This window comes from Rhodopseudomonas sp. WA056, assembly GCF_010906995.1.
GTDB classification, from domain to species: Bacteria; Pseudomonadota; Alphaproteobacteria; order Rhizobiales; family Xanthobacteraceae; genus Rhodopseudomonas; species Rhodopseudomonas palustris_G.
The window spans coordinates 25,371-47,531 of the sequence record NZ_QPFS01000022.1 but is presented as its reverse complement, the minus strand read 5'-3'; the positions used below and the strand labels follow the sequence as shown (position 1 = coordinate 47,531).

Annotated in this window: 22 protein-coding genes; 11 read left to right on the top strand and 11 right to left on the bottom strand. The window is 66.6% G+C overall.

The features are described 5' to 3' along the window. The coding region (locus tag DU475_RS07095; protein ID WP_246700263.1) for a S10 family peptidase at positions 1 to 1,560 on the top strand (1,560 nt) is incomplete at its 5' end. 126 nt (positions 1,561 to 1,686) lie between these two features. Here the strand turns inward: DU475_RS07095 and nth are convergent. Beyond that, on the bottom strand, positions 1,687 to 2,469 hold the full coding sequence (gene nth, locus DU475_RS07090; protein ID WP_164631487.1) for an endonuclease III: 783 nt from the start codon (positions 2,467 to 2,469) through the stop codon (positions 1,687 to 1,689). Positions 2,470 to 2,491: 22 nt separating this feature from the next. Between nth and DU475_RS07085 the strand changes: the two genes are divergently transcribed. From DU475_RS07085 to gpmI, 3 genes are all read left to right on the top strand, one after another. Then, a complete protein-coding gene (locus DU475_RS07085) occupies positions 2,492 to 3,007 on the top strand; it encodes a DUF2244 domain-containing protein (RefSeq protein ID WP_164631485.1) in 516 nt (171 codons plus the stop codon). A 51-nt stretch (positions 3,008 to 3,058) separates the two neighbouring features. Beyond that, entirely contained in the window at positions 3,059 to 3,955 is an 897-nt protein-coding gene (locus tag DU475_RS07080; RefSeq protein ID WP_164631492.1) for a methylated-DNA--[protein]-cysteine S-methyltransferase, read from the top strand. Between the two features lie 86 nt (positions 3,956 to 4,041). Continuing rightward, positions 4,042 to 5,556, top strand: coding sequence for a 2,3-bisphosphoglycerate-independent phosphoglycerate mutase (gene gpmI / locus DU475_RS07075; protein WP_164631483.1), 1,515 nt, complete (start codon positions 4,042 to 4,044; stop codon positions 5,554 to 5,556). Positions 5,557 to 5,633: 77 nt separating this feature from the next. Here the strand turns inward: gpmI and dapB are convergent, their stop codons facing one another. The 7 genes from dapB to dnaK form a co-directional block, all read right to left on the bottom strand. Next, positions 5,634 to 6,449, bottom strand: a complete 816-nt coding sequence (gene dapB / locus DU475_RS07070) for a 4-hydroxy-tetrahydrodipicolinate reductase (protein WP_164631481.1) — start codon at positions 6,447 to 6,449, stop codon at positions 5,634 to 5,636. A gap of 96 nt (positions 6,450 to 6,545) precedes the next feature. After that, complete coding sequence (locus DU475_RS07065; RefSeq protein ID WP_013500130.1) at positions 6,546 to 6,854, bottom strand: DUF1330 domain-containing protein; 309 nt, start codon at positions 6,852 to 6,854, stop codon at positions 6,546 to 6,548. Between the two features lie 25 nt (positions 6,855 to 6,879). After that, positions 6,880 to 7,593, bottom strand: a complete 714-nt coding sequence (pyrF, locus tag DU475_RS07060; RefSeq protein WP_013500131.1) for an orotidine-5'-phosphate decarboxylase — start codon at positions 7,591 to 7,593, stop codon at positions 6,880 to 6,882. Between the two features lie 7 nt (positions 7,594 to 7,600). After that, on the bottom strand, positions 7,601 to 8,179 hold the full coding sequence (locus DU475_RS07055) for an NADPH-dependent FMN reductase (protein ID WP_164631479.1): 579 nt from the start codon (positions 8,177 to 8,179) through the stop codon (positions 7,601 to 7,603). 109 nt (positions 8,180 to 8,288) lie between these two features. Further along, positions 8,289 to 8,894: a class I SAM-dependent methyltransferase gene (locus DU475_RS07050; protein ID WP_013500133.1), complete on the bottom strand. Its 606-nt coding sequence runs from the start codon at positions 8,892 to 8,894 to the stop codon at positions 8,289 to 8,291. Positions 8,895 to 8,987: 93 nt separating this feature from the next. Further along, entirely contained in the window at positions 8,988 to 10,127 is a 1,140-nt protein-coding gene (gene dnaJ, locus DU475_RS07045; protein WP_013500134.1) for a molecular chaperone DnaJ, read from the bottom strand. A 214-nt stretch (positions 10,128 to 10,341) separates the two neighbouring features. After that, entirely contained in the window at positions 10,342 to 12,237 is a 1,896-nt protein-coding gene (gene dnaK, locus DU475_RS07040) for a molecular chaperone DnaK (protein ID WP_013500135.1), read from the bottom strand. Positions 12,238 to 12,569: 332 nt separating this feature from the next. Between dnaK and DU475_RS07035 the strand changes: the two genes are divergently transcribed. Next, positions 12,570 to 13,511 carry a hypothetical protein gene (locus tag DU475_RS07035; RefSeq protein ID WP_013500136.1) on the top strand — a complete coding sequence of 314 codons (942 nt, stop codon included), beginning with the start codon at positions 12,570 to 12,572 and terminating at the stop codon, positions 13,509 to 13,511. 106 nt (positions 13,512 to 13,617) lie between these two features. Here the strand turns inward: DU475_RS07035 and grpE are convergent, their stop codons facing one another. Further along, positions 13,618 to 14,241: a nucleotide exchange factor GrpE gene (grpE, locus tag DU475_RS07030; protein ID WP_047308262.1), complete on the bottom strand. Its 624-nt coding sequence runs from the start codon at positions 14,239 to 14,241 to the stop codon at positions 13,618 to 13,620. A 90-nt stretch (positions 14,242 to 14,331) separates the two neighbouring features. After that, positions 14,332 to 15,420, bottom strand: a complete 1,089-nt coding sequence (hrcA, locus tag DU475_RS07025; protein WP_164631477.1) for a heat-inducible transcriptional repressor HrcA — start codon at positions 15,418 to 15,420, stop codon at positions 14,332 to 14,334. Between the two features lie 155 nt (positions 15,421 to 15,575). Between hrcA and rph the strand changes: the two genes are divergently transcribed. Genes rph through hemW form a run of 3 tightly spaced genes read left to right on the top strand, consistent with a single transcriptional unit; the run spans position 15,576 to position 18,120 of the window. After that, positions 15,576 to 16,289, top strand: a complete 714-nt coding sequence (gene rph, locus DU475_RS07020) for a ribonuclease PH (RefSeq protein ID WP_047308263.1) — start codon at positions 15,576 to 15,578, stop codon at positions 16,287 to 16,289. A gap of 51 nt (positions 16,290 to 16,340) precedes the next feature. After that, positions 16,341 to 16,973, top strand: coding sequence for an RdgB/HAM1 family non-canonical purine NTP pyrophosphatase (gene rdgB / locus DU475_RS07015; protein ID WP_164631475.1), 633 nt, complete (start codon positions 16,341 to 16,343; stop codon positions 16,971 to 16,973). Continuing rightward, the gene (hemW, locus tag DU475_RS07010; RefSeq protein ID WP_164631473.1) at positions 16,963 to 18,120 is read left to right on the top strand and encodes a radical SAM family heme chaperone HemW; all 1,158 of its coding nucleotides are present in this window, start codon (positions 16,963 to 16,965) and stop codon (positions 18,118 to 18,120) included. The genes rdgB and hemW overlap by 11 nt, the downstream gene beginning before the upstream one ends. A gap of 68 nt (positions 18,121 to 18,188) precedes the next feature. Here hemW and DU475_RS07005 read toward each other — a convergent pair whose 3' ends face one another. After that, positions 18,189 to 19,388, bottom strand: a complete 1,200-nt coding sequence (locus tag DU475_RS07005) for a penicillin-binding protein activator (RefSeq protein WP_142883954.1) — start codon at positions 19,386 to 19,388, stop codon at positions 18,189 to 18,191. A 221-nt stretch (positions 19,389 to 19,609) separates the two neighbouring features. On the opposite strand from DU475_RS07005, the gene rsmI reads away from it, so the two are divergent. From rsmI to gshB, 3 genes are all read left to right on the top strand, one after another. Beyond that, on the top strand, positions 19,610 to 20,560 hold the full coding sequence (rsmI, locus tag DU475_RS07000; protein WP_164631471.1) for a 16S rRNA (cytidine(1402)-2'-O)-methyltransferase: 951 nt from the start codon (positions 19,610 to 19,612) through the stop codon (positions 20,558 to 20,560). Continuing rightward, positions 20,553 to 20,945: a YraN family protein gene (locus DU475_RS06995; RefSeq protein WP_013500144.1), complete on the top strand. Its 393-nt coding sequence runs from the start codon at positions 20,553 to 20,555 to the stop codon at positions 20,943 to 20,945. The genes rsmI and DU475_RS06995 overlap by 8 nt, the downstream gene beginning before the upstream one ends. A 69-nt stretch (positions 20,946 to 21,014) precedes the next feature. Beyond that, positions 21,015 to 21,956 carry a glutathione synthase gene (gene gshB, locus DU475_RS06990; protein ID WP_164631469.1) on the top strand — a complete coding sequence of 314 codons (942 nt, stop codon included), beginning with the start codon at positions 21,015 to 21,017 and terminating at the stop codon, positions 21,954 to 21,956. The last annotated feature ends 205 nt before the right edge of the window (positions 21,957 to 22,161 follow it).

The following is a 22,161-nucleotide window of genomic DNA, read 5'->3' as shown; positions in this document are numbered from 1 at the left end:
CTGTCGACCCGCTCCGCCGTGCCCGCCGCTGTGCTGATCGCGGCGCTCGCGCTGCCGCCGCTGGGCCTGAACGCCGCAATCGCCCAGGAACAGCGCGCGGCGCCGCATGCCGACCGCGCCAAGCCCGGCTCGGAGCAGGCCGAGACCGCTCCCGGCAAAGCCGACGCCTCGCCGGCTCGCGCCGAGCTCAGCAGCCTGCCGCCCGACGTCACCACCAGGCACAGCCTCGTGCTGCCCGGCCGTACCCTGGCGTTCACCGCCACAGCCGGATCGATCCGGCTGTACAACGGCAAAGGCGAGCCGCAGGCCGATATCGCCATCACCGCCTACAAGCTCGACGGCGCCGATGCACGCACCCGGCCGGTGACCTTCCTGTTCAACGGCGGACCCGGCGCATCCTCGGCCTGGCTGCAGCTCGGCGCCGCCGGACCGTGGCGGCTGCCGATCGGCAACAGCGTGGTGGCGTCTTCGCCGCCGGTGCTGCAGGCCAATGCCGAGACCTGGCTGGACTTCACCGATCTGGTGTTCATCGATCCGGTCGGCACCGGCTACAGCCGTTTCGCTGCCAGCGGCGATGAGGTGCGCAAGCAATTCTATTCGGTCGACGGCGACATTTCGGCGATCGCGCTGGCGATCCGGCGCTGGCTGGAGAAGAACGACCGGCTGACCTCGCCGAAATACATCGCCGGCGAAAGCTATGGCGGCATCCGTGGGCCGCGCGTGGTGCGCAACCTGCAGACCAAGCAGGGCATCGGCGTCAACGGCCTGATCCTGGTGTCACCGGCACTCGATTTCCGCGACCTGTCGGGCAGCAGCCTGCTGCAATATGCGGCCCGGCTGCCGTCGCTGGCCGCGGTGGCGCGGCAACAGAAGGGCAAGGTGACCCGCGCCGACCTCGCCGACGTCGAAAGTTACGCGCGCAGCGAATTCATCACCGATCTGATCAAGGGCGAGGCCGACAAGGAAGCCACCACGCGGCTGGCCGACCGCGTCGCCGCGTTGACCGGGATCGACAAGACCGTGAGCCGGCGGCTCGCCGGCCGGTTCGATACCCGCGAATTCCAGCGCGAATTCGATCGCGACCGTGGGCGTGTCACCGGGCGGTTCGACGGCGCCAGACTGGGGCTCGATCCGTTCCCGGATTCAAGCGGCGCGCATTTCGGCGATCCGTCGGCGGATTCCCTGATCGCACCGCTGACCAGTGCGGCGGTCGATCTCACCCGCAACACGCTGAACTGGAAGCCCGACGGCTCCTACGAGCTGCTCAACGACTCGGTCGCCGAACAATGGGATTTCGGCCGCGGCCGCCAGCCGCTGGAATCGACCACGCAGCTTCGTGAAATTCTCAGCGTCGACCCGAGCCTGCAGGTGCTGGTCACCGGCGGCCTGTTCGACCTCGCCGTGCCGTATTACGGCACGCAGATGATCCTCGATCAGTTACCACCGACGTTGGCGGACAAACGCGTGAAGTACATCGTCTATCCCGGCGGCCACATGTTCTACGCCGACGACACCGCCCGGCGATCGCTGCACGACGAAGTGAAGGCGATGATGAAGTAGTTCGGCGGCGGTCTCGTTATTGCGAAGAGAAAAGCGACGAAACAATCCCGGTCACCCTTCGCGACCTCTGGATTGCTTCGCTTCGCTCGCAATGACGGATAGGGCCCGGACACAGGACAGTCCGAACTAACTCACCGTCTTCTCCGGCCAGCGGCACAGATCGGCGATCAGGCAGACCTCGCAGCGCGGCTTGCGCGCGAGGCAGGTGTAGCGGCCGTGCAGGATCAGCCAGTGATGGGCGTGCTGCATGAACTCGGCCGGGATCACCCGTTCGAGTTCGAGCTCGACCGCGAGCGGCGTTTCGCCGGGTGCCAGCCCGGTGCGATTACCAACCCGGAATACATGAGTATCGACCGCCATGGTCGGCTGACCGAACGCCATGTTCAGCACCACATTGGCGGTCTTTCGGCCGGCGCCGGGCAGCGTCTCGAGCGCCTCGCGGGTGTCCGGCACCTCACCGCCAAAGTCGGTGATCAGTTTTTGCGACAGCGCAATCACGTTCTTCGCCTTGGTGCGAAAAAGCCCGATGGTCTTGATGTACTCGCGCAGCCGGTCCTCACCGAGCGCCAGCATCTTCTGCGGCGTGTCGGCGACCGCGAACAATGGCCGCGTCGCCTTGTTGACGCCGGCGTCGGTCGCCTGCGCCGAGAGCACGACCGCGACCAGCAGCGTGAACGGGTTGAGGTGTTCGAGTTCGCCCTTCGGCTCCGGGTTGGCCTCGGCGAAGCGGCTGAACGCCTCGTGCACTTCGGCTGCACTCCAGCGGCGCGGGGACTTACCGCGGCGAGGCGCCGCCGGCTTGGCCGCTGGTTTCGGCTTGGCGGTGATGGCGCGCTTGGCGGATTTGGCAGGGGGCGTCGCAGGCGTCCTGGCGGCCGGCTTGGCGGGGCGGCGGGTGGTTTTCGGCATGGGTGAGGTATAATATTCCGCTATGGCGACAGAACCTGATCTTGGTCCGGATTCGAGAGAGCCGAAACTGTTTTCGGCGCGGCTGAAGCCGCACCGTGCCTTGAGTCACAACGGATTTCTGATCCTGATCGGGCTGGTCGGCACCGTGAGCTTCGCGGCCGGGCTGGCGTTCTGGATGATGGGCGCGTGGCCGGTGTTCGGATTCTTCGGGTTGGACGTGCTGGCGCTGGCCATTGCGTTCAGGGTGAGCTTCGCCCGCGCCCGGGCCAGCGAGGAGATCTCGATGACCTGCAACGAACTGCGGGTCCGTCGCACCTCGGCGCGCGGCGAGGTGGCCGAATGGGTGCTGAACCCGCTCTGGGTGCGGCTGGAAAAGATCGTCCACCCCGAGGCCGGGATCGAGCGGCTGTATCTGGTCTCCTCAGGGCGCCGGCTGGCGATCGCCGGATTCCTCGGTGCCGAGGAAAAGGCCAGCTTCGCCAACGCATTGATGGCGGCGCTGGACGCTGCCCGGCGCGGGCCGCTGTACCAGCCGTGACGACCGAGGAATCGGGTGGCGGCGGACGCCGCGACGGGTAACATCGGCGGTATGATGAACCTCGCCCTTGCCGACCATCAGCTCGTCAAACCCGGCGCCCGCAATTCCGCGCTGGCCGATTACGATTGCGTGCGGCGCGCCATCGCCTTCATCTCGCAGAAATGGAAGGCGCAGCCGACCATCGAGGCGATCGCCGACGCCGCCGGCCTGACGCCCGACGAGCTGCACCATCTGTTCCGGCGCTGGGCCGGGCTGACGCCGAAGGCGTTCATGCAGGCGCTCACGCTCGACCACGCCAAATCGCTGCTGCGCGATTCCGCCAGCGTGCTCGACGCCGCGCTGGAATCCGGATTGTCCGGGCCGGGCCGGCTGCACGATCTGTTCGTCACCCACGAGGCGATGTCGCCAGGTGAATGGAAGGCCGGCGGCGCCGGGCTCGGCCTGCGCTACGGCTTCCATCCGTCGCCGTTCGGCACCGCGGTGATCATCGCGTCCGACCGCGGGCTCGCCGGTCTCGCCTTCGCCGATCCCGGCGAGGAGCAGGCGGCGCTGGTCGATCTGCAACAGCGCTGGCCGCGCGCGGTTTGCGTGCCGGATCAGGACACCACCGCGCCGCTGGCGCAGCGGATCTTCGATCCGGCACAGTGGCGCGCCGAGCAACCGCTGCGGGTGGTGCTGATAGGCACAGATTTTGAAGTACGGGTGTGGGAGACGCTGCTGAAGATCCCCCTCGGCAAGGCGGTTTGCTACTCGGACATCGCCGCCAAGATCAGCCTGCCGAAAGCCTCGCGCGCGGTCGGCGCAGCGGTCGGCAAGAACCCGATCTCGTTCGTGGTGCCGTGCCATCGCGCGCTCGGCAAAGGCGGCGCGCTCACCGGCTATCACTGGGGCCTGACGCGCAAGCAGGCGATGATCGGCTGGGAAGCGGGACGACTCGGGGGCGAGTGAACCGCAGGGCCGATTGACGGGGGCGGGTGGCGACCATAGGTGTGGGGAGCGCTGAGGCGTCCCCCACATCCAGGAAAGTCGTTGCCATGCAGTCCCGTCGCCCCGTGATGCTCGTGATTCTCGATGGCTGGGGGTGGCGCGAGGACCCGGCCGACAACGCCGTGCTGCAGGCCAAGACGCCGACCTTCGACGCGCTGTGGGGCAACGGCCCGCATGCGTTTCTGCGCACGTCCGGCAAATCGGTCGGACTGCCAAACGGCCAGATGGGCAACTCCGAGGTCGGCCATCTCAACATCGGTGCCGGCCGCGTGGTGATGCAGGATCTGCCGCGGATCAGCGACGCCATCGCCAGCGGCGAGATCGAGCGGGCGCCGGGTTTGGTGACGTTCATCGAAAAATTGCGCGCCAGCGGCGGCACCTGCCACCTGATGGGCCTGGTCTCGCCCGGCGGCGTGCACTCGCACCAGGACCATGCCTGCGCCCTGGCCAAAATCTTGACCAAGGCCGGCGTGCCGACGGTGCTGCACGCCTTCACCGACGGCCGCGATACGCCGCCGAAATCCGCGGTCGACGACATCGTGCGGCTGCGCGCCGACCTGCCGCCGAATGTGCCGATCGCCACCGTCAGCGGCCGCTATTATGCGATGGACCGCGACAACCGCTGGGAGCGCGTCTCCAAGGCCTATGGGGTGATCGCCGACGCTGACGGACCGCGGTTTGCGAACGCAGACGCAGTGATCGCCGACGGCTATGCGGCCGGGGTGAACGACGAGTTCATCGTGCCGGCCGTCGTCGGCGATTATCAGGGCATCCGCGATGGCGACGGCGTGCTGTGCTTCAACTTCCGCGCCGACCGGGTGCGCGAAATCCTCGCCGCCTTGCTCGACCCCGCTTTCGCCGGCTTCCCACGCAAGCAGGCGAAGAAGATCGCAGCCGCCGTCGGCATGACACAGTACTCGACCGCGCTCGATGCGCTGATGGGTACGATTTTCCCGCCGCAAAGCTTGGTGAATGGCCTCGGCCAAGTGGTCGCCGACGCCGGCCTGCATCAGCTTCGGATGGCGGAGACGGAGAAGTATCCGCACGTCACGTACTTCCTGAATGGCGGCGAGGAAGTGCCTTATCCGGGCGAAGACCGGATCATGGTGCCGTCGCCGAAGGTCGCAACCTACGATCTGCAGCCGGAAATGTCGGCGCCGGAGCTCGGCGATAAGGCCGTCGCGGCAATCGAATCCGGCAAGTACGACCTGATCGTCCTCAACTTCGCCAATCCGGACATGGTCGGCCATACCGGCAGCCTGCCCGCGGCGATCAAGGCGGTCGAGACGGTCGACACCCAGCTCGGCCGCATTGTCGCGGCGATCCGCAAGGCCGGCGGCGCGCTGCTGGTCACGGCCGACCACGGCAATTGCGAAATGATGCGCGATCCGGAAACCGGCGGGCCGCACACCGCGCACACCACCAATCCGGTGCCGGTGCTGCTGGTCGGCCACGACGGCCCGCTGTCCGACGGCCAGCTCTCCGATCTCGCCCCGACGCTGCTCAAGCTGATGGAGTTGCCGCAGCCGACCGAGATGACCGGCAAATCGCTGATCGGCTAGGATTAATTGAGCACAGCGCGCTGCCGAGGGCGGGCCGAACGGCCCCCTCAGGATGGCTCAACTAATCGGCGCGGACCTCAGATATCGCCGAGGCCGAGCACATCGGCCATCGAGTACAAGCCTGGCTTCTTGTCCTTGGCCCAGCGCGCCGCCGTCAGCGCGCCGTGAGCGAAGATCATGCGATCTTCGGCCTTGTGGGTGAGTTCGATCCGCTCCGAGGCGCCGGCGAAGATCACGGTGTGATCGCCGGTCACGGTGCCGCCGCGCAGCGACGCGAAACCGATGTCACCGGGCTTGCGGGCGCCGGTGAGGCCGTCGCGGCCGCGCGCGGAGTGAGTGGCGAGGTCGATCTTACGGCCGGCCGCCACCGCTTCGCCGAGCAGCAGCGCCGTACCGGACGGCGCGTCGACCTTGGCGCGGTGATGCATTTCGACGATCTCGATGTCGAAGCTGTCATCGAGCGACTGCGCCACGCGCTTGGCGATGGCGGCCAGCAGATTGACGCCGAGGCTCATATTGCCGGACTTCACCACCACGGCACGATTGGTGACGCTCTGGATCACCGCGTTGTCGGAAGCCGACAGTCCGGTGGTGCCGATGATATGGGCGATACCGCGCTGCGCCGCGATCGCCACATTGGCGATGGTCGCCTGCGGCACGGTGAAATCGACGATGCCGTCGGCATTCGCCGACAGCGACCACAGGTCGGCCGACAGCAGCACACCGTTGGCGGACAGGCCGGCGAGGGTGCCGGCGTCCTGGCCGAGCAGCTCGGAATTCGGCGACTCGAGCGCGCCGGTCAGCACCACGCCGTCGGTCTCGCTGATGGCACGGGTCAGCGCCCGGCCCATGCGGCCGCCGGCTCCGGCAACGATCAGGCGCATCTCGGACATCGGCTCAGCATCCTCGTGTTGAACGCCGCCGTATAGCGGCCGGTCTGTGGCGCGGCAACTCGGAGACGGGCGGACAGCTCGGCTCCGCCGTGGGGATCAGGACGGCTGCGGACCGTCATACCCCTCGACGACGACGATCTCGCCCTCGGAGAATGGCGCCCGCGCCTTGATCAGCGCCTGATACTCCGGCGAGTTGTAGCAGGCCAGCGCGGTCTCGTAGTCCTTGAATTCGATCACAACGTTGCGGGACCGCGCCTGTCCCTCCTTGGCCTCGTAAGTGCCGCCGCGGGTCAGGAATTTGGCGCCGTATTTGGCGAACACCGCGCCGTTGTGGGCGACGTAATCGCGGCGGTAACCGTCGAGATCGTGCACATCGATCCGCCCCACCCAATAACCCTTCGGCATCTCTGAGCTCTCCCTTTGCAGTTCGTTATGATCCGCGTGCAGCGGCGATCTCGGCGACGATCGCATCCGCAGCGGCCTTGGGATCCGGCGCCTCCAGCACTGGCCGGCCGACCACCAGATGGCTGGCGCCGGCGGCGATCGCCCTGGCCGGCGTCATGATCCGCTTCTGGTCGCCCGCCGCGGCGCCGGCGGGGCGAATCCCCGGCGTAACCAGCGCCATCTCAGGCCCGACGATGCCGCGCAGATGGGCGGCTTCCTCCGATGAACACACCAGACCATCGACGCCGATCGCCAGCGCCTGCCGCGCCCGCGCTTCGACTAGATCCCGCACGCCGAACCGATAGCCGGCGTCGGCGAGGTCGTGGTCGTCGTAGGAAGTCAGCACCGTGACGGCGAGGATCTTGACCTTTGAGGAGCCGCGCGCTTCCACCGCGGCCTTCATGGTCTGCGGATAGGCATGGACCGTGAGAAAGCTGGCGCCGAGATGGCTCAGGCTTTCGACGCCGCGTGCGACGGTGTTGCCGATGTCGTGCAGCTTGAGATCGACGAACACTTGCTTGCCAGCGCCGACCAGCGCGCGGGCGAGCGGCAACCCGCCCGCATAAGCGAGCTGATAGCCGATCTTGTAGAAAGTGACGCTGTCGCCGAGACGGTCGACCATCGCCTCCGCAACGCGCAGATCAGGCAGATCGAGCGCGACGATCAGCCGGTCGCGGTCAGGGATGTCGGCTGTCGTCATGAACTCGTTACCTCATCATCTGCTGGGCGAAATCGATCAATTGCCGGACCATCGCCTGCAGGGCAGCGCTGTCGGCGGGGAGCTTGAGCCTGTCGTCGTCATAGGCCATGTGAGCGAACGACAGCGCGAGCTGATTGGGAATCACCGGTGCGCGGCAGCCGGTCAGAATCAGCCGCAGCGCGGCGAGGCAGCGGGCGCCGCCGAGCTTGCCTTCGGAAGCAGCGGCGAGCGCGAAGGCGCGGTCGCGAAATACCTGCCCCGGGGCTTCGTGCGGATCGGCGACCCGCGACACCCAGTCGATCGCATTTTTCAGCAGCGGCGGCGGCGCCGAATTATATTCGGGACTGACGATCAGCACGCCATGGTGCGCGCCGATCATCCGCTTCAGGCCGACGGCGTTCTTCGGCACGCCGGACTTTGCCTCGAGGTCGGCATCGTAGATCGGCAACGGATAGTCCGCGAGCGACAGCCACGTCGCGTCGACGTCGGCGCGCGCCAGTTCGCGCGCAGCGGCGGCGGCCAGCCGCACATTGTGCGAGCCGGTGCGCAACGAGCCGGGTATGATCAGGATCTTAACCGCGGACATGACCCGGTATCTCCCACTGCAAGCCTTCGATCAAGGCCGCCGGAATGATCTAGCGCCGGATGCTGTCAGGGAATGGAGGGGTAAGAGGAAGCGGAGCTGCCCGCGGCGCTCAGCGCTTGCGGTAAACCCAAACCCGCGCCGGCGGAACATTCATCCAGATCCGCTCGGAGGCTTCGGTGGCGACGCCGGACAGTGATTTCGGAATCGGAGGCGCAACCGAATAGGTGAACTGCACGAACGGCGCGCCGGGTTCGAGCAGATTGAAGGCATCGCGTATCAGTTTCATCCGCGTCAGCATCGGCTTGGTGACGAGCGGCAGCCCGGATACGACCGCAGTGGCGGGCACGTCGAGCGCATCCCACAGCGAGTCGCGCAGCCGATAGGCGTCGCCCTGCACCACCTTGGCCTGCGGAAACCGCTCACGCAGCAGTGCGCAGAACCCGGGATCGAATTCGAGCAGAACCAGACGCTTCTGGTCGACGCCATGCTCGACCAGAGCGCTGGTGATCGCCCCAGTACCCGGTCCGAGTTCGATCACCGGGCCGTTGGAATCGATATCGACGTAGCGCGCCATGGTGCGGGCCAACAGCCGGCCGGATGGCATCACGGCACCCATCCGCAACGGCTTCTCGATCCAAGAGCGCAGAAAGCGGACCTCGTCGTCGAGCGGACGGGCCGGCTTCTTGAACGCGCGAACGGACGACTGCAAAGCCATTCAGCTACCAACCGGGAAAACGCGGCCCAGTGTCAAATTTTTGTTACATCCACAAGTATAGGCCGCTTCCCAAGCGGTCAAGTTAGACGACCGTCAGGGAGCGCTCGCACGCGAGCCAAAGAATTCTTTGACCTTGGAGAAGAAACCCACGGCTTCGGGCTGGGTTTCACCTGACGACAATTTTTCGAACTCGGCCAGCAGTTCTTGCTGTTTCTTGGTCAGGTTCTGCGGGGTTTCCACCACCACCTGGACGTACATGTCGCCGACCTGCCGGGAACGCAGCACAGGCATTCCCTTGCCGCCGATCCGGAAGCGTCGCCCGGTCTGAGTGCCGCTCGGCACTTTGACCTTGGTCTTGCCGCGGTCGATGGTCGGGACTTCGAATTCGCCCCCGAGCGCCGCCGTGACCATCGAGATCGGCACCCGACAGTGCAGATCGGCGCCATCGCGCTGGAAGATGGCGTGATTGGCGAGCGACAGGAAAATGTAGAGATCGCCGGGCGGACCGCCGCGCAACCCGGCTTCGCCTTCCCCGGCGAGCCTGATCCGAGTGCCGTCTTCGACGCCCTGCGGAATGTTGACCGACAACGTCCGCTCCCGCGTGACCCGGCCGGAGCCGGTGCAGGACGGGCAGGGATCCTCGATGGTCTGGCCGCGGCCCTGGCAGCTCGGGCAGGTGCGTTCGAGCGTGAAGAAGCCCTGGGCCTGGCGAACCCGGCCGGCGCCGCCGCAGGTCGAGCAGGTCTTCGGTTTGGTGCCGGCCTTGGCGCCGGTGCCGGAGCAAGCCTCGCAGGTCACCGAGACCGGAATTTCGATCTGCGCGGTCTTGCCCTTGAAGGCATCCTCGAGCGTGATCTCCATATTGTAGCGCAGGTCGGCACCGCGCTCGCGCCCGGTGCCACGGCCGCGCTGGGAGGCCATGCCGAACAGATCTTCGAAGATGTCGGAGAACGAGGAGGCGAACCCCGTACCGAAGCCGGCGCCGCCGCCGAAGCCGCCCTGCTCGAAGGCGGCGTGTCCGTAGCGGTCGTAGGCGGCGCGCTTATCACCGTCCTTGAGCACTTCGTAGGCTTCGTTGATCTCTTTGAACTTGATCTCGCACTGCGGATCGCCCGGATTGCGGTCCGGGTGCCATTTCATCGCGAGCTTACGAAAAGCGCTTTTCAGCGTCGAATCGTCGGCGTTGCGCTCGACTTCGAGGGTTTCGTAGTAGCAACGCTTGGTGGTGGACATCCGTCAAACCTGCTGGAATTCGACCCGTTCAGCGCCGGGCTCGTGCAGCTTTCATGCCGGTGAAAGACGATCCGAGGGAGCGCCCGCCACGGCCGGCGACCAGCCCCGAACCGGGATCGGCACGCCTTACAAGACAACCCCCACCTGATGACCGCGGATGGCGTTCGTCAGATGGGGGCATGGTCCTCGTCGCGAAGTCTCCGTCGGAGGTGACTTACGCCGACTTCTTCTTGTCGTCGTCGACTTCGGTGAATTCCGCGTCGACCACGTCGTCCTTGCCGGCCTGCTGAGCGCCGCCGCCGGCTTCGGCCTGCTTGTACATCGCTTCGCCGAGCTTCATCGAAGCCTGCGCAAGGGTGTTGCTCTTGGCCTTGATTGCCTCGGCATCATCGCCCTTCAGCGCTTCACGCAGATCGCTGAGCGCGTCCTCGATGCTGCGGCGCTCGCCTTCGTCGATCTTCGAACCGTGCTCGGCCAGAGCCTTCTCGGTGGAGTGCACCAGCGCGTCGGCGTGGTTCTTGGCGTCGACCGCCTCGCGGCGCTTCTTGTCCTCGGCCGCGTTGGCTTCGGCGTCCTTGACCATCTTGTCGATCTCGGAGTCGGACAGACCGCCAGAAGCCTGGATGCGGATCTGCTGCTCCTTGCCGGTCGCCTTGTCCTTGGCCGAGACGTTGACGATGCCGTTGGCGTCGATGTCGAACGTCACCTCGATCTGCGGCATGCCGCGCGGTGCCGGCGGAATGCCCATCAGGTCGAACTGACCGAGCATCTTGTTGTCGGCCGCCATTTCACGCTCGCCCTGGAAGACCCGGATGGTGACCGCGTTCTGATTGTCTTCGGCGGTCGAGAACACCTGGCTCTTCTTGGTCGGGATCGTGGTGTTGCGATCTATGATGCGGGTGAACACGCCACCCAGCGTCTCGATGCCCAGCGACAGCGGGGTGACGTCGAGCAGCAGCACGTCCTTGACATCGCCCTGCAGCACGCCGGCCTGAATCGCCGCGCCGATCGCCACGACTTCGTCCGGGTTGACGCCCTTGTGCGGCTCCTTGCCGAACAACTGCTTCACCACCTCCTGGACCTTCGGCATGCGGGTCATGCCGCCGACCAGCACCACTTCGCTGATCTCACCGGCGGTGAGGCCGGCATCCTTCAGCGCCTTGCGGCACGGCTCGATGGTCTTCTGCACCAGATCGTCGACCAGCGCTTCGAACTTGGCGCGGGTCAGCTTCATGGTCAGATGCTTCGGACCGGACTGGTCCGCAGTGATGAACGGCAGGTTGATCTCGGTCTGCGTCGTCGACGACAGCTCAATCTTGGCCTTTTCGGCGGCTTCCTTCAGGCGCTGCAGCGCAAGCTTGTCCTTGCGCAGGTCGATGCCCTGCTCCTTCTGGAATTCGTCGGCGAGGTAGTTGACCAGACGCATGTCGAAGTCTTCACCGCCGAGGAAAGTGTCGCCGTTGGTCGACTTCACCTCGAACACGCCGTCGCCGATCTCCAGGATCGAGACGTCGAAAGTGCCGCCGCCGAGGTCGTACACCGCGATGGTGCCGGTCTTGGCCTTGTCGAGACCGTAGGCCAGCGCGGCCGCGGTCGGCTCGTTGATGATGCGCAGCACTTCGAGACCGGCGATCTTGCCGGCGTCCTTGGTGGCCTGGCGCTGGGCGTCGTTGAAGTACGCCGGAACGGTGATGACGGCCTGATCGACCTTCTGGCCGAGATGGGCTTCCGCGGTCTCCTTCATCTTCTGCAGAATGAAGGCCGAGACCTGCGAAGGCGAATAGGTCTTGCCGTCGGCTTCGACCCAAGCGTCGCCGTTCGAGGCCTTGACGATCTTGTAGGGGACGAGGCCCTTGTCCTTTTCGACCATCGGGTCGTCGTAGCGGCGGCCGATCAGGCGCTTCACCGCGAAGAAGGTGCGCTCGGGATTGGTGACCGCCTGACGCTTCGCCGGCTGGCCGACCAGACGCTCGCCGTCGTCGGTGATCGCGACGATCGACGGGGTGGTGCGCATACCCTCGGCGTTCTCGATGACTTTGGCAGACTTACCATCCATTACGGCGACGCACGAATTCGTGGTGCCAAGGTCGATACCAATGACCTTTCCCATGGTGTTCACATCCTTCTTTTTGCGGCGAGTTGGACGGGCCCTGACGGCGCACCGGTCCAAACCCCCAAGAAAATTCAATTGCTCGCGATTTGGCGGCGGTGAGCCTGATATAGGAGGGGGGGTCGGGTCCGCAAGGACCGTTGCGGTGTTTCGATCACGAAATCATGGGCTTTACGAATCGTTACGAAACACCGCGTTAGCGCGCTGCAGTGCAGCTTGCGGGGTCGGCGCCGGCAGCGCATCATCGAGGTTGCCGACCGACCGATTTGCCGCGCCCCGGCGGTCGATGCCCCACCAAACAACGGCCTCAATGCGGCCTCAGGACACTCGCCATGAGACAGATAGCGCGCCTGTTTGCGATTGCCCTGCTGTCGGTCGCCGCGACCCATGCGGTGGCTGCCGACACGGTCTACCCACGCGGCATCCGGGTCGGCATCGTGCCGATGCCAGGGCTGACCCAATCCAATGCCTTCCTGGGCTTTGAATCCGACGACCACGGCGTCAAGGTGCTGGTCTCGGAGCTGCCGGGCCCGGCCTTCGAAAAGGTCGATGCCGCGTTCAAAGCGGCGCCCGAGGGCTCGCTCGGCAACGTCAAGCCGGAGAAGATCGAGACTCCCGCCGGCAGCGGCTATTTCACCGCCGAGGACGCCGTGATCGGCCCCGACAAGGTCCGTCGCTACTCGATGATCGTGCCGGGCAGCAAGCTGTTTTCCGGGTACGTCGCGGTGCAGGTCGCCGCTGTCAAATCCGAGACGTATTCGGACGAGGCGGTCAAGAAGATGCTGGCATCGGTCTCGGTCCGCCAGCAGGTGCCGGCCGACGAGCAGATCGCCCAGATGCCGTTCAAGGTCCGCGAGCTCGGAGATTTCAAGACGGTGCGGACGCTGGCGCCCGGCGTCGCGCTGCTGCTGACCGACGGCAACGAGGAGGCGGTCGAGACCGGACCGTTCATGGTGCTGGGGTTGATCGGCTCGGTGCCTGAAAAGACCGACGACCGCGCCCGCTTCGCCCAGCAGGCCGCCGAAGCGATTCCCGGACTACGCGACGGCAAGATCACCATGTCGGAGCCGATGCGGATCGACGGCGCCCAGGGATTCGAGACCCGGATCACCGGCGTCAGCGGCAAGGACAATACGCCGGTGACCGTGGTGCAATGGCTGCGCTTCGGCAGCGCCAATGTGGCGATGCGGGTGATCGGTTCGTCACCGAAGGAGCAGTGGGCGGAGGCCTTTCCGCGCTTCCGCAAAGTGCGCGACGGACTGCAGCCGCGCTGATCGGCACCGAACGACGTACGCAACCGCGCGCCGTTTGTTCTCTCAGACCATTTGTTGAGCCTGGCGAGCGGTGCGGCTCCGGCACGGGCCGAAGCCGCGAATCGAATCAGCCGGCGCTGCCGGCCTCGGTGCCGCCGTCGCTTGGCGCAGCCTTGGCGCCGCCCTTGGCCACTCCGACCAGCGCCGGGCGCAGCACCCGTTCGCCGATCGTGAAGCCGGCCTGTACCACCTGCACAACGGTGCCGGCCGGCACCGACGGATCCGGCACTTCGTACATCGCCTGCTGGAAATTCGGATCGAACTTCTGGCCCTTAGGGTCGAACTTCTTGACGCCGTTTTTTTCCAGCGCGTTGAGCAGCGAGCGCTCGGTCAGCTCGACACCCTCGATCAGGGCCTTGAGGCCGGGCTCGGCGTTGGCGCGGGCGTCGGCCGGCACCGCATCGAGCGCGCGCTGCAGATTGTCGGCGATATCGAGCACGTCGCGCGCGAACGACGTTACCCCGTAGGTACGGGCGTCTGCGACCTCCTTCTGGGTCCGCCTGCGCAGGTTCTCCATCTCGGCCAGCGTGCGTAGCATCTTGTCGCGCGCATCCGCAGCCTCGCGCACCAGCGCCTCGTTCGATCCTTCTTCCGGGTCGTCCGGCATGATGTACGGCTTGGAAACGACCGGATCGGCGGCGGCCTGCGCCGTGTCCTGGTTGTTGTCCTTCTGTCCATCAGTCTCGGTCATCACGCTACCTTCTTGAAAAATCTCTGGATCGTTACGGGAGAGCTGGCCGGGATATCGTGGTTTGCGGCGCGAAAATCAAGTTTCGGAAAATCAGCCGCCCAGCATCCGGCTGACGATCCGCGCGGTGTAATCGACCATCGGGATCACCCGCGCATAGTTCAGCCGGGTCGGCCCGATCACGCCGAGCACGCCGACGATGTGGCCGGCCCCGTCGCTGTAAGGCGCGATGATGGTGGACGAGCCCGACAGCGAGAACAGCTTGTTCTCCGAGCCGATGAAGATCCGGACGCCGTCGGCGCTTTCGGCGCGGCCGAGCAGATCGATCACCCCGCGCTTGGTCTCGAGATCGTCGAACAATAGCCGCACCCGCTCCAGATCGTCGAGCGCATGCAGGTCTTCGAGCAGATTGGCGTGGCCGCGCACGATCAATTGCCGGTCGTCGCCGTCGCCGCCCGACCAGCTCGCGACGCCGGCCGCGATGACCTTCTGGGTGAGCTGATCCAGTTCAGCCTTGTTCTGGACCATCAGCGATTCGAGCTCGAGCCGCGCCTCCGCCAACGTCCGGCCCCGGATCCTCGCGTTAAGATAATTGGCGGCCTCCACCAGCGCCGACGACGGCACACCCGGCGGCAGCGTCAGCACACGATTTTCGACCTGACCGTCTTCGGCCACCAGAATCACCAGCGCCCGCTCCGGCTCCAGCCGAACGAATTCGATGTGCTTGAGCCGGACATTGGCCTTTGCGGTCAGCACCACCGCGGCGGCCCGCGTCAGGCCGGACAGCCGTGTCAACGCCTCGCCGAGCGCGGCTTCGACCGTGTGGGCGCGACCGACCGACGATAGCTGCGCCTGGATCGACTGTCGCTCCGGCTCGGTGAGGTCGCCGACCTGCATCAGGGCATCGACGAAGAATCGCAGACCGAGTTCGGTCGGCAACCGGCCGGCCGAGGTATGCGGGGCGTAGATCAGGCCGAGCTGTTCGAGATCGGCCATCACGTTGCGCACCGAAGCCGGCGACAGCGGGACGGAAATCAGACGGGAAATGTTGCGGGAGCCGACCGGCTCACCGGTCGCGAGATAGCTTTCGACGATCTGACGAAAAATCTCCCGCGAGCGCTCGTTGAGCTGGGCAAGGCCGGCATTGGGCGCGATCAGGCCGATCGGGTCGTGCTGAGCCAAATTGTCCTCCGTAATCCCCTTAATTTGTCGTCGCTTCGGCCCGGTTACAAGCGGGGAGCGCAGGGCTTTGGCCCACAACCCTTGCCGCTGCGGCTGCGGCCCCCTAAAAGCAGCGCAACATTGTTCTTCCCCCCTGCCATAGATGGAGGTCCCCCATGCGGCCGAGCCGCCGTGCGCCCGACGAATTGCGCGCCGTGTCGCTGGAACGCGGCGTCGTCAAATATGCCGAGGGCTCCTGCCTGGTGAAGTTCGGCGACACCCATGTGCTGGTGACCGCCACCCTGGAAGAGCGGCTGCCGCCGTGGCTGAAGGGCCAGGGCCGCGGCTGGGTGACGGCCGAATACGGCATGCTGCCGCGTGCCACGCTGGAACGCACCCGGCGCGAGGCTTCGGCCGGCAAGCAGAATGGCCGCACCGTGGAGATTCAGCGCCTGATCGGCCGCTCGCTGCGCACCATCGTCGATCTCGAGGCGCTAGGCGAGCGTCAGATCACGGTGGACTGCGACGTTCTGCAGGCCGACGGCGGCACCCGCACCGCCTCGATCACCGGCGCCTGGGTCGCGCTCGCCGACTGCCTGAACTGGATGAAGGCTCGCAACATGATCAAGACCCAGGTGCTCCGCGACAACGTCGCGGCGATCTCCTGCGGCATCTACAACGGCACCCCGGTGCTGGATCTCGACTATGCCGAGGACTCCGAGGCCGAGACCGACGCCAATTTCGTGATGACCGGCGACGGCCGCCTGGTCGAGGTGCAGGGCACCGCAGAGCGCACGCCGTTCTCGCAGGACGAGTTCCTCAAGCTGATGGCGCTCGCCCAGAAGGGCGTCGCCAGGCTGGTGGATCTGCAGAAAATGGCGGTGGGGTGAGTCATTCCTGCAACCTCTTCGCAGCGCGCGCTGAGCTAGGCTGACACCGCTATGCATCGTCGAATCACCGGTAAGCTCGTGATCGCCACCCATAATCCCGGCAAGCTGGCCGAGATGCGCGAGCTCTTGGCTCCTTACGGCATCGAAGCGATCTCCGCCGGCGAGCTCGGCCTCGCCGAGCCGGACGAGACCGGCGACAGCTTCCAGGCCAATGCCCGGATCAAGGCCGAAGCCGCCGCCAGGGCCGCGCAACTGCCGGCGTTTGCCGACGATTCCGGACTGGCAGTCGATGCGCTCGGCGGTGCCCCGGGAATATATTCCGCACGCTGGGCCGGCGAGACTAAGGACTTCGGCGCTGCCATGGCGCAGATCGAACGGCTGCTGCAGGAACGCGGCGCCACCGCGCCGGAGCGGCGCACCGCGCATTTCGTGTCGGCGCTGTGTGTGGCCTGGCCTGATGGGCACGTCGAGGAGGTCGAGGCGCACGCCGGCGGTACTTTAGTGTGGCCACCGCGTGGGACAGCCGGGTTCGGCTACGATCCGATTTTCCTGCCCGACGGGCACGACCGAACCTTCGGCGAGATGACCAGCGTCGAGAAGCACGGCCTGCCGCCGCTCGGCCTCGGCCTGTCGCATCGCGCCAAGGCGTTCGTCAAACTGGCGGAGATCTGCCTTGCGGGCTAGCCCCGATCCAGCTTTCGGCGTTTACGTGCACTGGCCGTTCTGCCTGTCGAAGTGCCCGTATTGCGACTTCAACAGCCATGTCCGCCACGCCGCGATCGACGAGGAGCGGTTCGCCCGCGGCTTCGCGCGCGAGATCGCCACCACCGCGGAGCGGATCGGTCCGCGCCAGGTCAGCTCGATCTTCCTGGGCGGCGGCACGCCATCCCTGATGCAGCCGTCGACCGTGGCGGCGATCCTCGACGCCATCGCCCGGCACTGGCACGTCGAACCGGGTGCAGAAGTCTCGCTCGAGGCCAATCCGACCAGCGTCGAGGCGACGCGTTTTCGCGGCTATCGGGCGGCCGGCGTCAACCGGGTCTCGCTCGGCGTGCAGGCGCTCGACGACGCCTCGCTGAAGGCGCTCGGACGGCTGCATTCGGCCGAAGAAGCCATCAATGCGGTGGCGATCGCCAAGTCGGCGTTCGACCGCTACTCGTTCGACCTGATCTATGCGCGGCCCGGCCAGACCGCGGCGATGTGGGAAGCCGAACTGCGCTATGCGATCGGCGAGGCCGCCGAGCATCTGTCGCTGTATCAGCTCACCATCGAGCCCGACACGCCGTTCTACGCCCTGCACAGAGCCGGCAAGCTGCCGACACCGGACGAGGCCGAGGCGCGGGCCCTGTACGACGTCACCCAGACGGTCTGCGCCAACCTCGGCCTGCCGGCCTACGAGATCTCCAACCACGCCCGCCCGGGCGCGGAATGCCGGCACAATCTGATCTACTGGCGCGGCCAGGAATATGCCGGAATCGGTCCCGGCGCCCATGGCCGGCTCGATATCGGCAACGCACGCTACGCCACCGCCACCGAAAAACGGCCCGAGAGCTGGCTGATGCGGGTGGAAGCCACCGGCCACGGTGTGATCGCCGACGAACGCCTCACCAGCGAGGAGCGCGCCGACGAATTTCTGCTGATGGGGCTGCGGCTCGCCGAGGGCATCGATCCGCGGCGCTATCAGGCGCTGTCGGGACGGCCGCTCGATCCATCGCGGATCGCGCTGCTGCGCGAAGAGGGCGCGATCGCGGTCGATGCCGACGGCCGGTTGCGCGTGACGCAAGAGGGCTTCCCGGTGCTCGACGCCGTGGTGGCCGATCTGGCGGCGTAGTCGGCACCCCAGGTGTGGTTCCCGGGGCGCACCGGCGAGGTGCGAACCCGGAACGAGATGAGACCGCGCTACGCTCCAAAACTCTTCGGCGAGCCGGCGACGGCCTGCGCGCCGCCGGTAGCGACCTTCATGACCGCCAAGCCGCGCTCGTTGGTACCGTCGGCCCTGAACCGGAACAGCCCATCGATGCCGGCGAAGCCGGACGGGTTCGTCAGCGTTTCGCTCGAGAACCGCTGCGGACCCTGGGTGCGTGACAGCGCCGCCACCAGCGCCACGCCGTCATAGGCGAGCGTCGCGGTGCGGACCGGATCCTGGCCGTAGCGGGTACGATACCGGCCCGAAAACGCTCGGAAGCCGGACGGGTCGGGCGCCGCGAACAGGCCGCCCTGCAGCGCCGGGGTCGAGAACACCCGCGGATTGTCCCACAGCCCGGTGCCGAGAAGCTGCACGCGCTTCAAATCGGCCCCGGAGGCGGTCAGCGTCTCAGCGATGCCGGCCAGCGCGTCGCCGTCGTCGGCGAGCAGCAGTGCATCGGCATTGCCGAGCGAGGCGGCGATCGAGCGCGCCGGGCCACTGCGATCGGCGCCGTACTTCTCGAACGCGACGATCCTCCCGCCCTTCTGGTTGGCGATCTGCTTGAAGGCGGCCTCGACCACCGACCCGTAGGCATTGTCCGGCAGCAGCGCCGCGTAGGAACGCTTGCCGATGCTGCCGGCGTAACCGACGATCCGGTTGACGTCGGATTCCGGCAGGAAGCTCAGCAGATAGACGCCGCGGCCGGCAACGCTGGAATCGGTCGAGAACGCGATCACCGTGACGCCGCGCGCCCGCGCCGCCTGCGCGGCCGCCGGAACCGACTGCGCGAACAACGGCCCGAGAATGATTTCGGCGCCTTCGTCGAGGGCCTGCTGGGTCGCCGACTGGGCGCCGAGCGGATTGCCGCCGTCGTCCTTGATCAGCAACTGAACGTCGGGATTGTGGAATTCAGCCAGCGCCATCTCGGCGGCATTCTTCATCGACTGCGCGGCGACACCGGCATTGCCGGGTGCCGACAGCGGCAGCACCAGCCCGACCTTGACCCGGCCGTTGCCGACCGCAGTCGGCTGCTGAGCGGGCCCGGTCGCTGGCTGCGACTGGCCGAACCGGTCGCTCAGGGTCTGCTGGACGCCGGAGCAGGCGCTCAGCAGCGGGGCCCCGAGGATCAGGCCCAGTGCGGCGCGGCGTGTGGTTCGCAACGGTTTCGTGTGTGGATCGTGCAAGCTTCCCATGCCATCTCTTGCGGCAGTCCGGCGCAGCGCCGGATCCCGTGTCGTCTTCCGAACGATCGGCCCGCGGGGGCTTTCGCCGGAGATTTCATCACAATGTCGGCCAATGATTAACCGGGCCAATAGGTCTATGCTGGTTAGCGGCGCCGGACAAATCACTGTGCCGTCGTTTTCGATCATCCCGCCTCGTTCATGCCCTCCAGGATGACCATCAAGCCGGTCCGATGCGCGTCAAACCACAGATCTCCGTCCCGTCGTCCGACCCATCGGAGCCCGACGCGCGAACCTTCCTGATCGCCGGGCAGCGTCTGGTCGCACCGCGCGCGACGCCCGGTCTGCATCTGGTGGCGACGCCGATCGGCCATCTCGGCGATATCACCTTGCGTGCGCTGGAAACACTGGCCGGCGCCGATCTGATCGCCTGCGAAGATACACGAATCACGCATCGCCTGCTCGAACGATATGGCATCTCGGCGCGGCTGAAACCGTATCACGAGCACAATGCCGCGCAGGCGCGGCCGAAGCTCCTCGAAATCCTCGGCCAGGGCGGTTCTGTCGCACTGGTGTCCGACGCCGGCACGCCGCTGATTTCCGATCCCGGCTACAAGCTGGTGCGCGACGTGTACGCTGCCGGACACCAAGTAATCAGTTTGCCGGGCCCCTCCGCCGTCATGGTGGCGTTGACGCTCGCCGGGCTGCCGACGGATCGGTTCTTCTTCGGCGGCTTCCTGCCGCCCAAACAGGGCGCTGGCCGCGCCCGCCTCGCCGAGCTTGCGGCGATCGACGCGACCCTGGTGCTGTTCGAAGCCGGCAGCCGGATTCAGAACGCGGTGCGCGACCTCGCCGATCTGCTCGGCGAGGCGCGCGAAGCGGCGATCTGCCGCGAACTCACCAAGCTGCACCAGGAGGTGCGCCGCGCGCCGCTGGCCGAACTCGCAGCGCGAGCCGACGAGATGGAGACCCGTGGCGAGTTCGTGGTGGTGATCGCGCCGCCCGATCCGGCCGCGCAGGTGATGAGCGACGACGCGCTCGATCGCTGGCTGGAGGAGGCATTGACTCGGCACAGCGTCAAGGATGCGGCGGCGCAGGGCGTCGAACTTTCGGGCCGGCCGCGGCGCGACATCTACGCGCGCGCGCTCGCCCTGGCACGACGCCGCGAGACCGACGATGGCTAAGATCGAGCCCTCGCGCCGGTCGGTCCTGGCGCGACTCGCCGCGTTCCGGACCGGGTTGTCGGCCGAAGCCAGCGCGGCCGATTATCTCGAACGGCAGGGCTACCGCATCCTGGCGCGTCGCTTCAAGGTCCGCTGCGGCGAGATCGACCTCGTCGCCCAGCGCGGCGCGCTGGTGGCGTTCGTCGAGGTCAAGGCGCGCCGCAATGTCGACGATGCCGCCTATGCGGTGACACCGCGGCAGCAGGCCCGCATCGTCGCGGCCGCCGAAGCGTGGCTGAGCCGCCATCCCGAACACGCGATGAGCGAGCTGCGCTTCGACGCCATTCTGATCTCGCCCGACACCGCGCCACGGCATCTGCCCGGCGCCTTCGACGCCACGCCGTGAGCCCGGCTGCTTGACCGGATCGCCGCGCCGCCGCATCGTCACCGCCCTGCCAACTCCGGAACACCCGACATGACATTGAAGGTCGCCGTCCAGATGGACCCCATCGCGCGGATCAACATCCGTGGCGATTCGACGTTCGCGCTGCTGCTCGAAGCACAGGCCCGCGGCCATTCGATCTCGTACTTCACGCCCGACAAATTGTCGCTGCGCGGCAACGAGGTGATCGCATCGGTGCAGAGCCTGAAGGTGCGCGATCAGGAGGGCGATCACTTCACGCTGGGCGAGCCTGCGCGCGTCGACATGCGCAGCTTCGACGTGGTGCTGCTGCGTCAGGATCCGCCGTTCGACCTTGCGTACATCACCTCGACGCATCTGCTCGAGCGCATCCACCCGCACACGCTGGTGGTCAACGACCCGGCCAGCGTCAGGAATGCGCCGGAGAAGCTGTTCGTGATGGACTTCACCGAACTGATGCCGCCGACGCTGATCAGCCGCGACAAGGACGAGATCAACGCGTTCCGGGCCGAGCACGGTGCGGTGGTGATGAAGCCGCTGCACGGCCACGGGGGCGCTGCGGTGTTTCGGGTGCTGCCGCAGGACATCAATTTCGGCTCGCTGTACGACATGTTCGCGGTCACCTTCCGTGAACCCTGGGTGATCCAGCGCTTCCTCCCGGAGGTGAAGCACGGCGACAAGCGCATCATTCTGGTCGATGGCGAGTTCGCCGGCGCCGTCAACCGCGTTCCGGCCGCCGACGATCTTCGCTCAAATATGGTCCGCGGCGGCGCCGCGGCGGCCACCGACCTGTCGCCGCGCGAGCAACAGATCTGTGCGGCACTTGGTCCGAAACTGCGCGAGCGTGGGCTGTTGTTCGTAGGTATCGATGTAATCGACGGCTACCTGACAGAGATCAACGTCACCTCGCCGACCGGAATCCGTGCCGTCGCCCGGCTCGGCGGCCCCGACATCGCAGCCAGGATCTGGGACGTCATCGCGTCGAAAAGGGCCTGACGGACCGGCGGGGTGCGCGGCCTGGTTCGGCCCGGGCGCGCCGAACGTCCCTCTTGCCAGTCGGCCGCACTGGCCGCACAACTAAGCGGCGCGTCCACTATCCGAACAGCCGACGACTGCCGAGGCATCCGGCGCGTGGTGGATACCGCCGCGGTAAGCTATGGTGTGGTCGCTCGGTCGACGGCAGGCGAACCGGCCTCGCGCC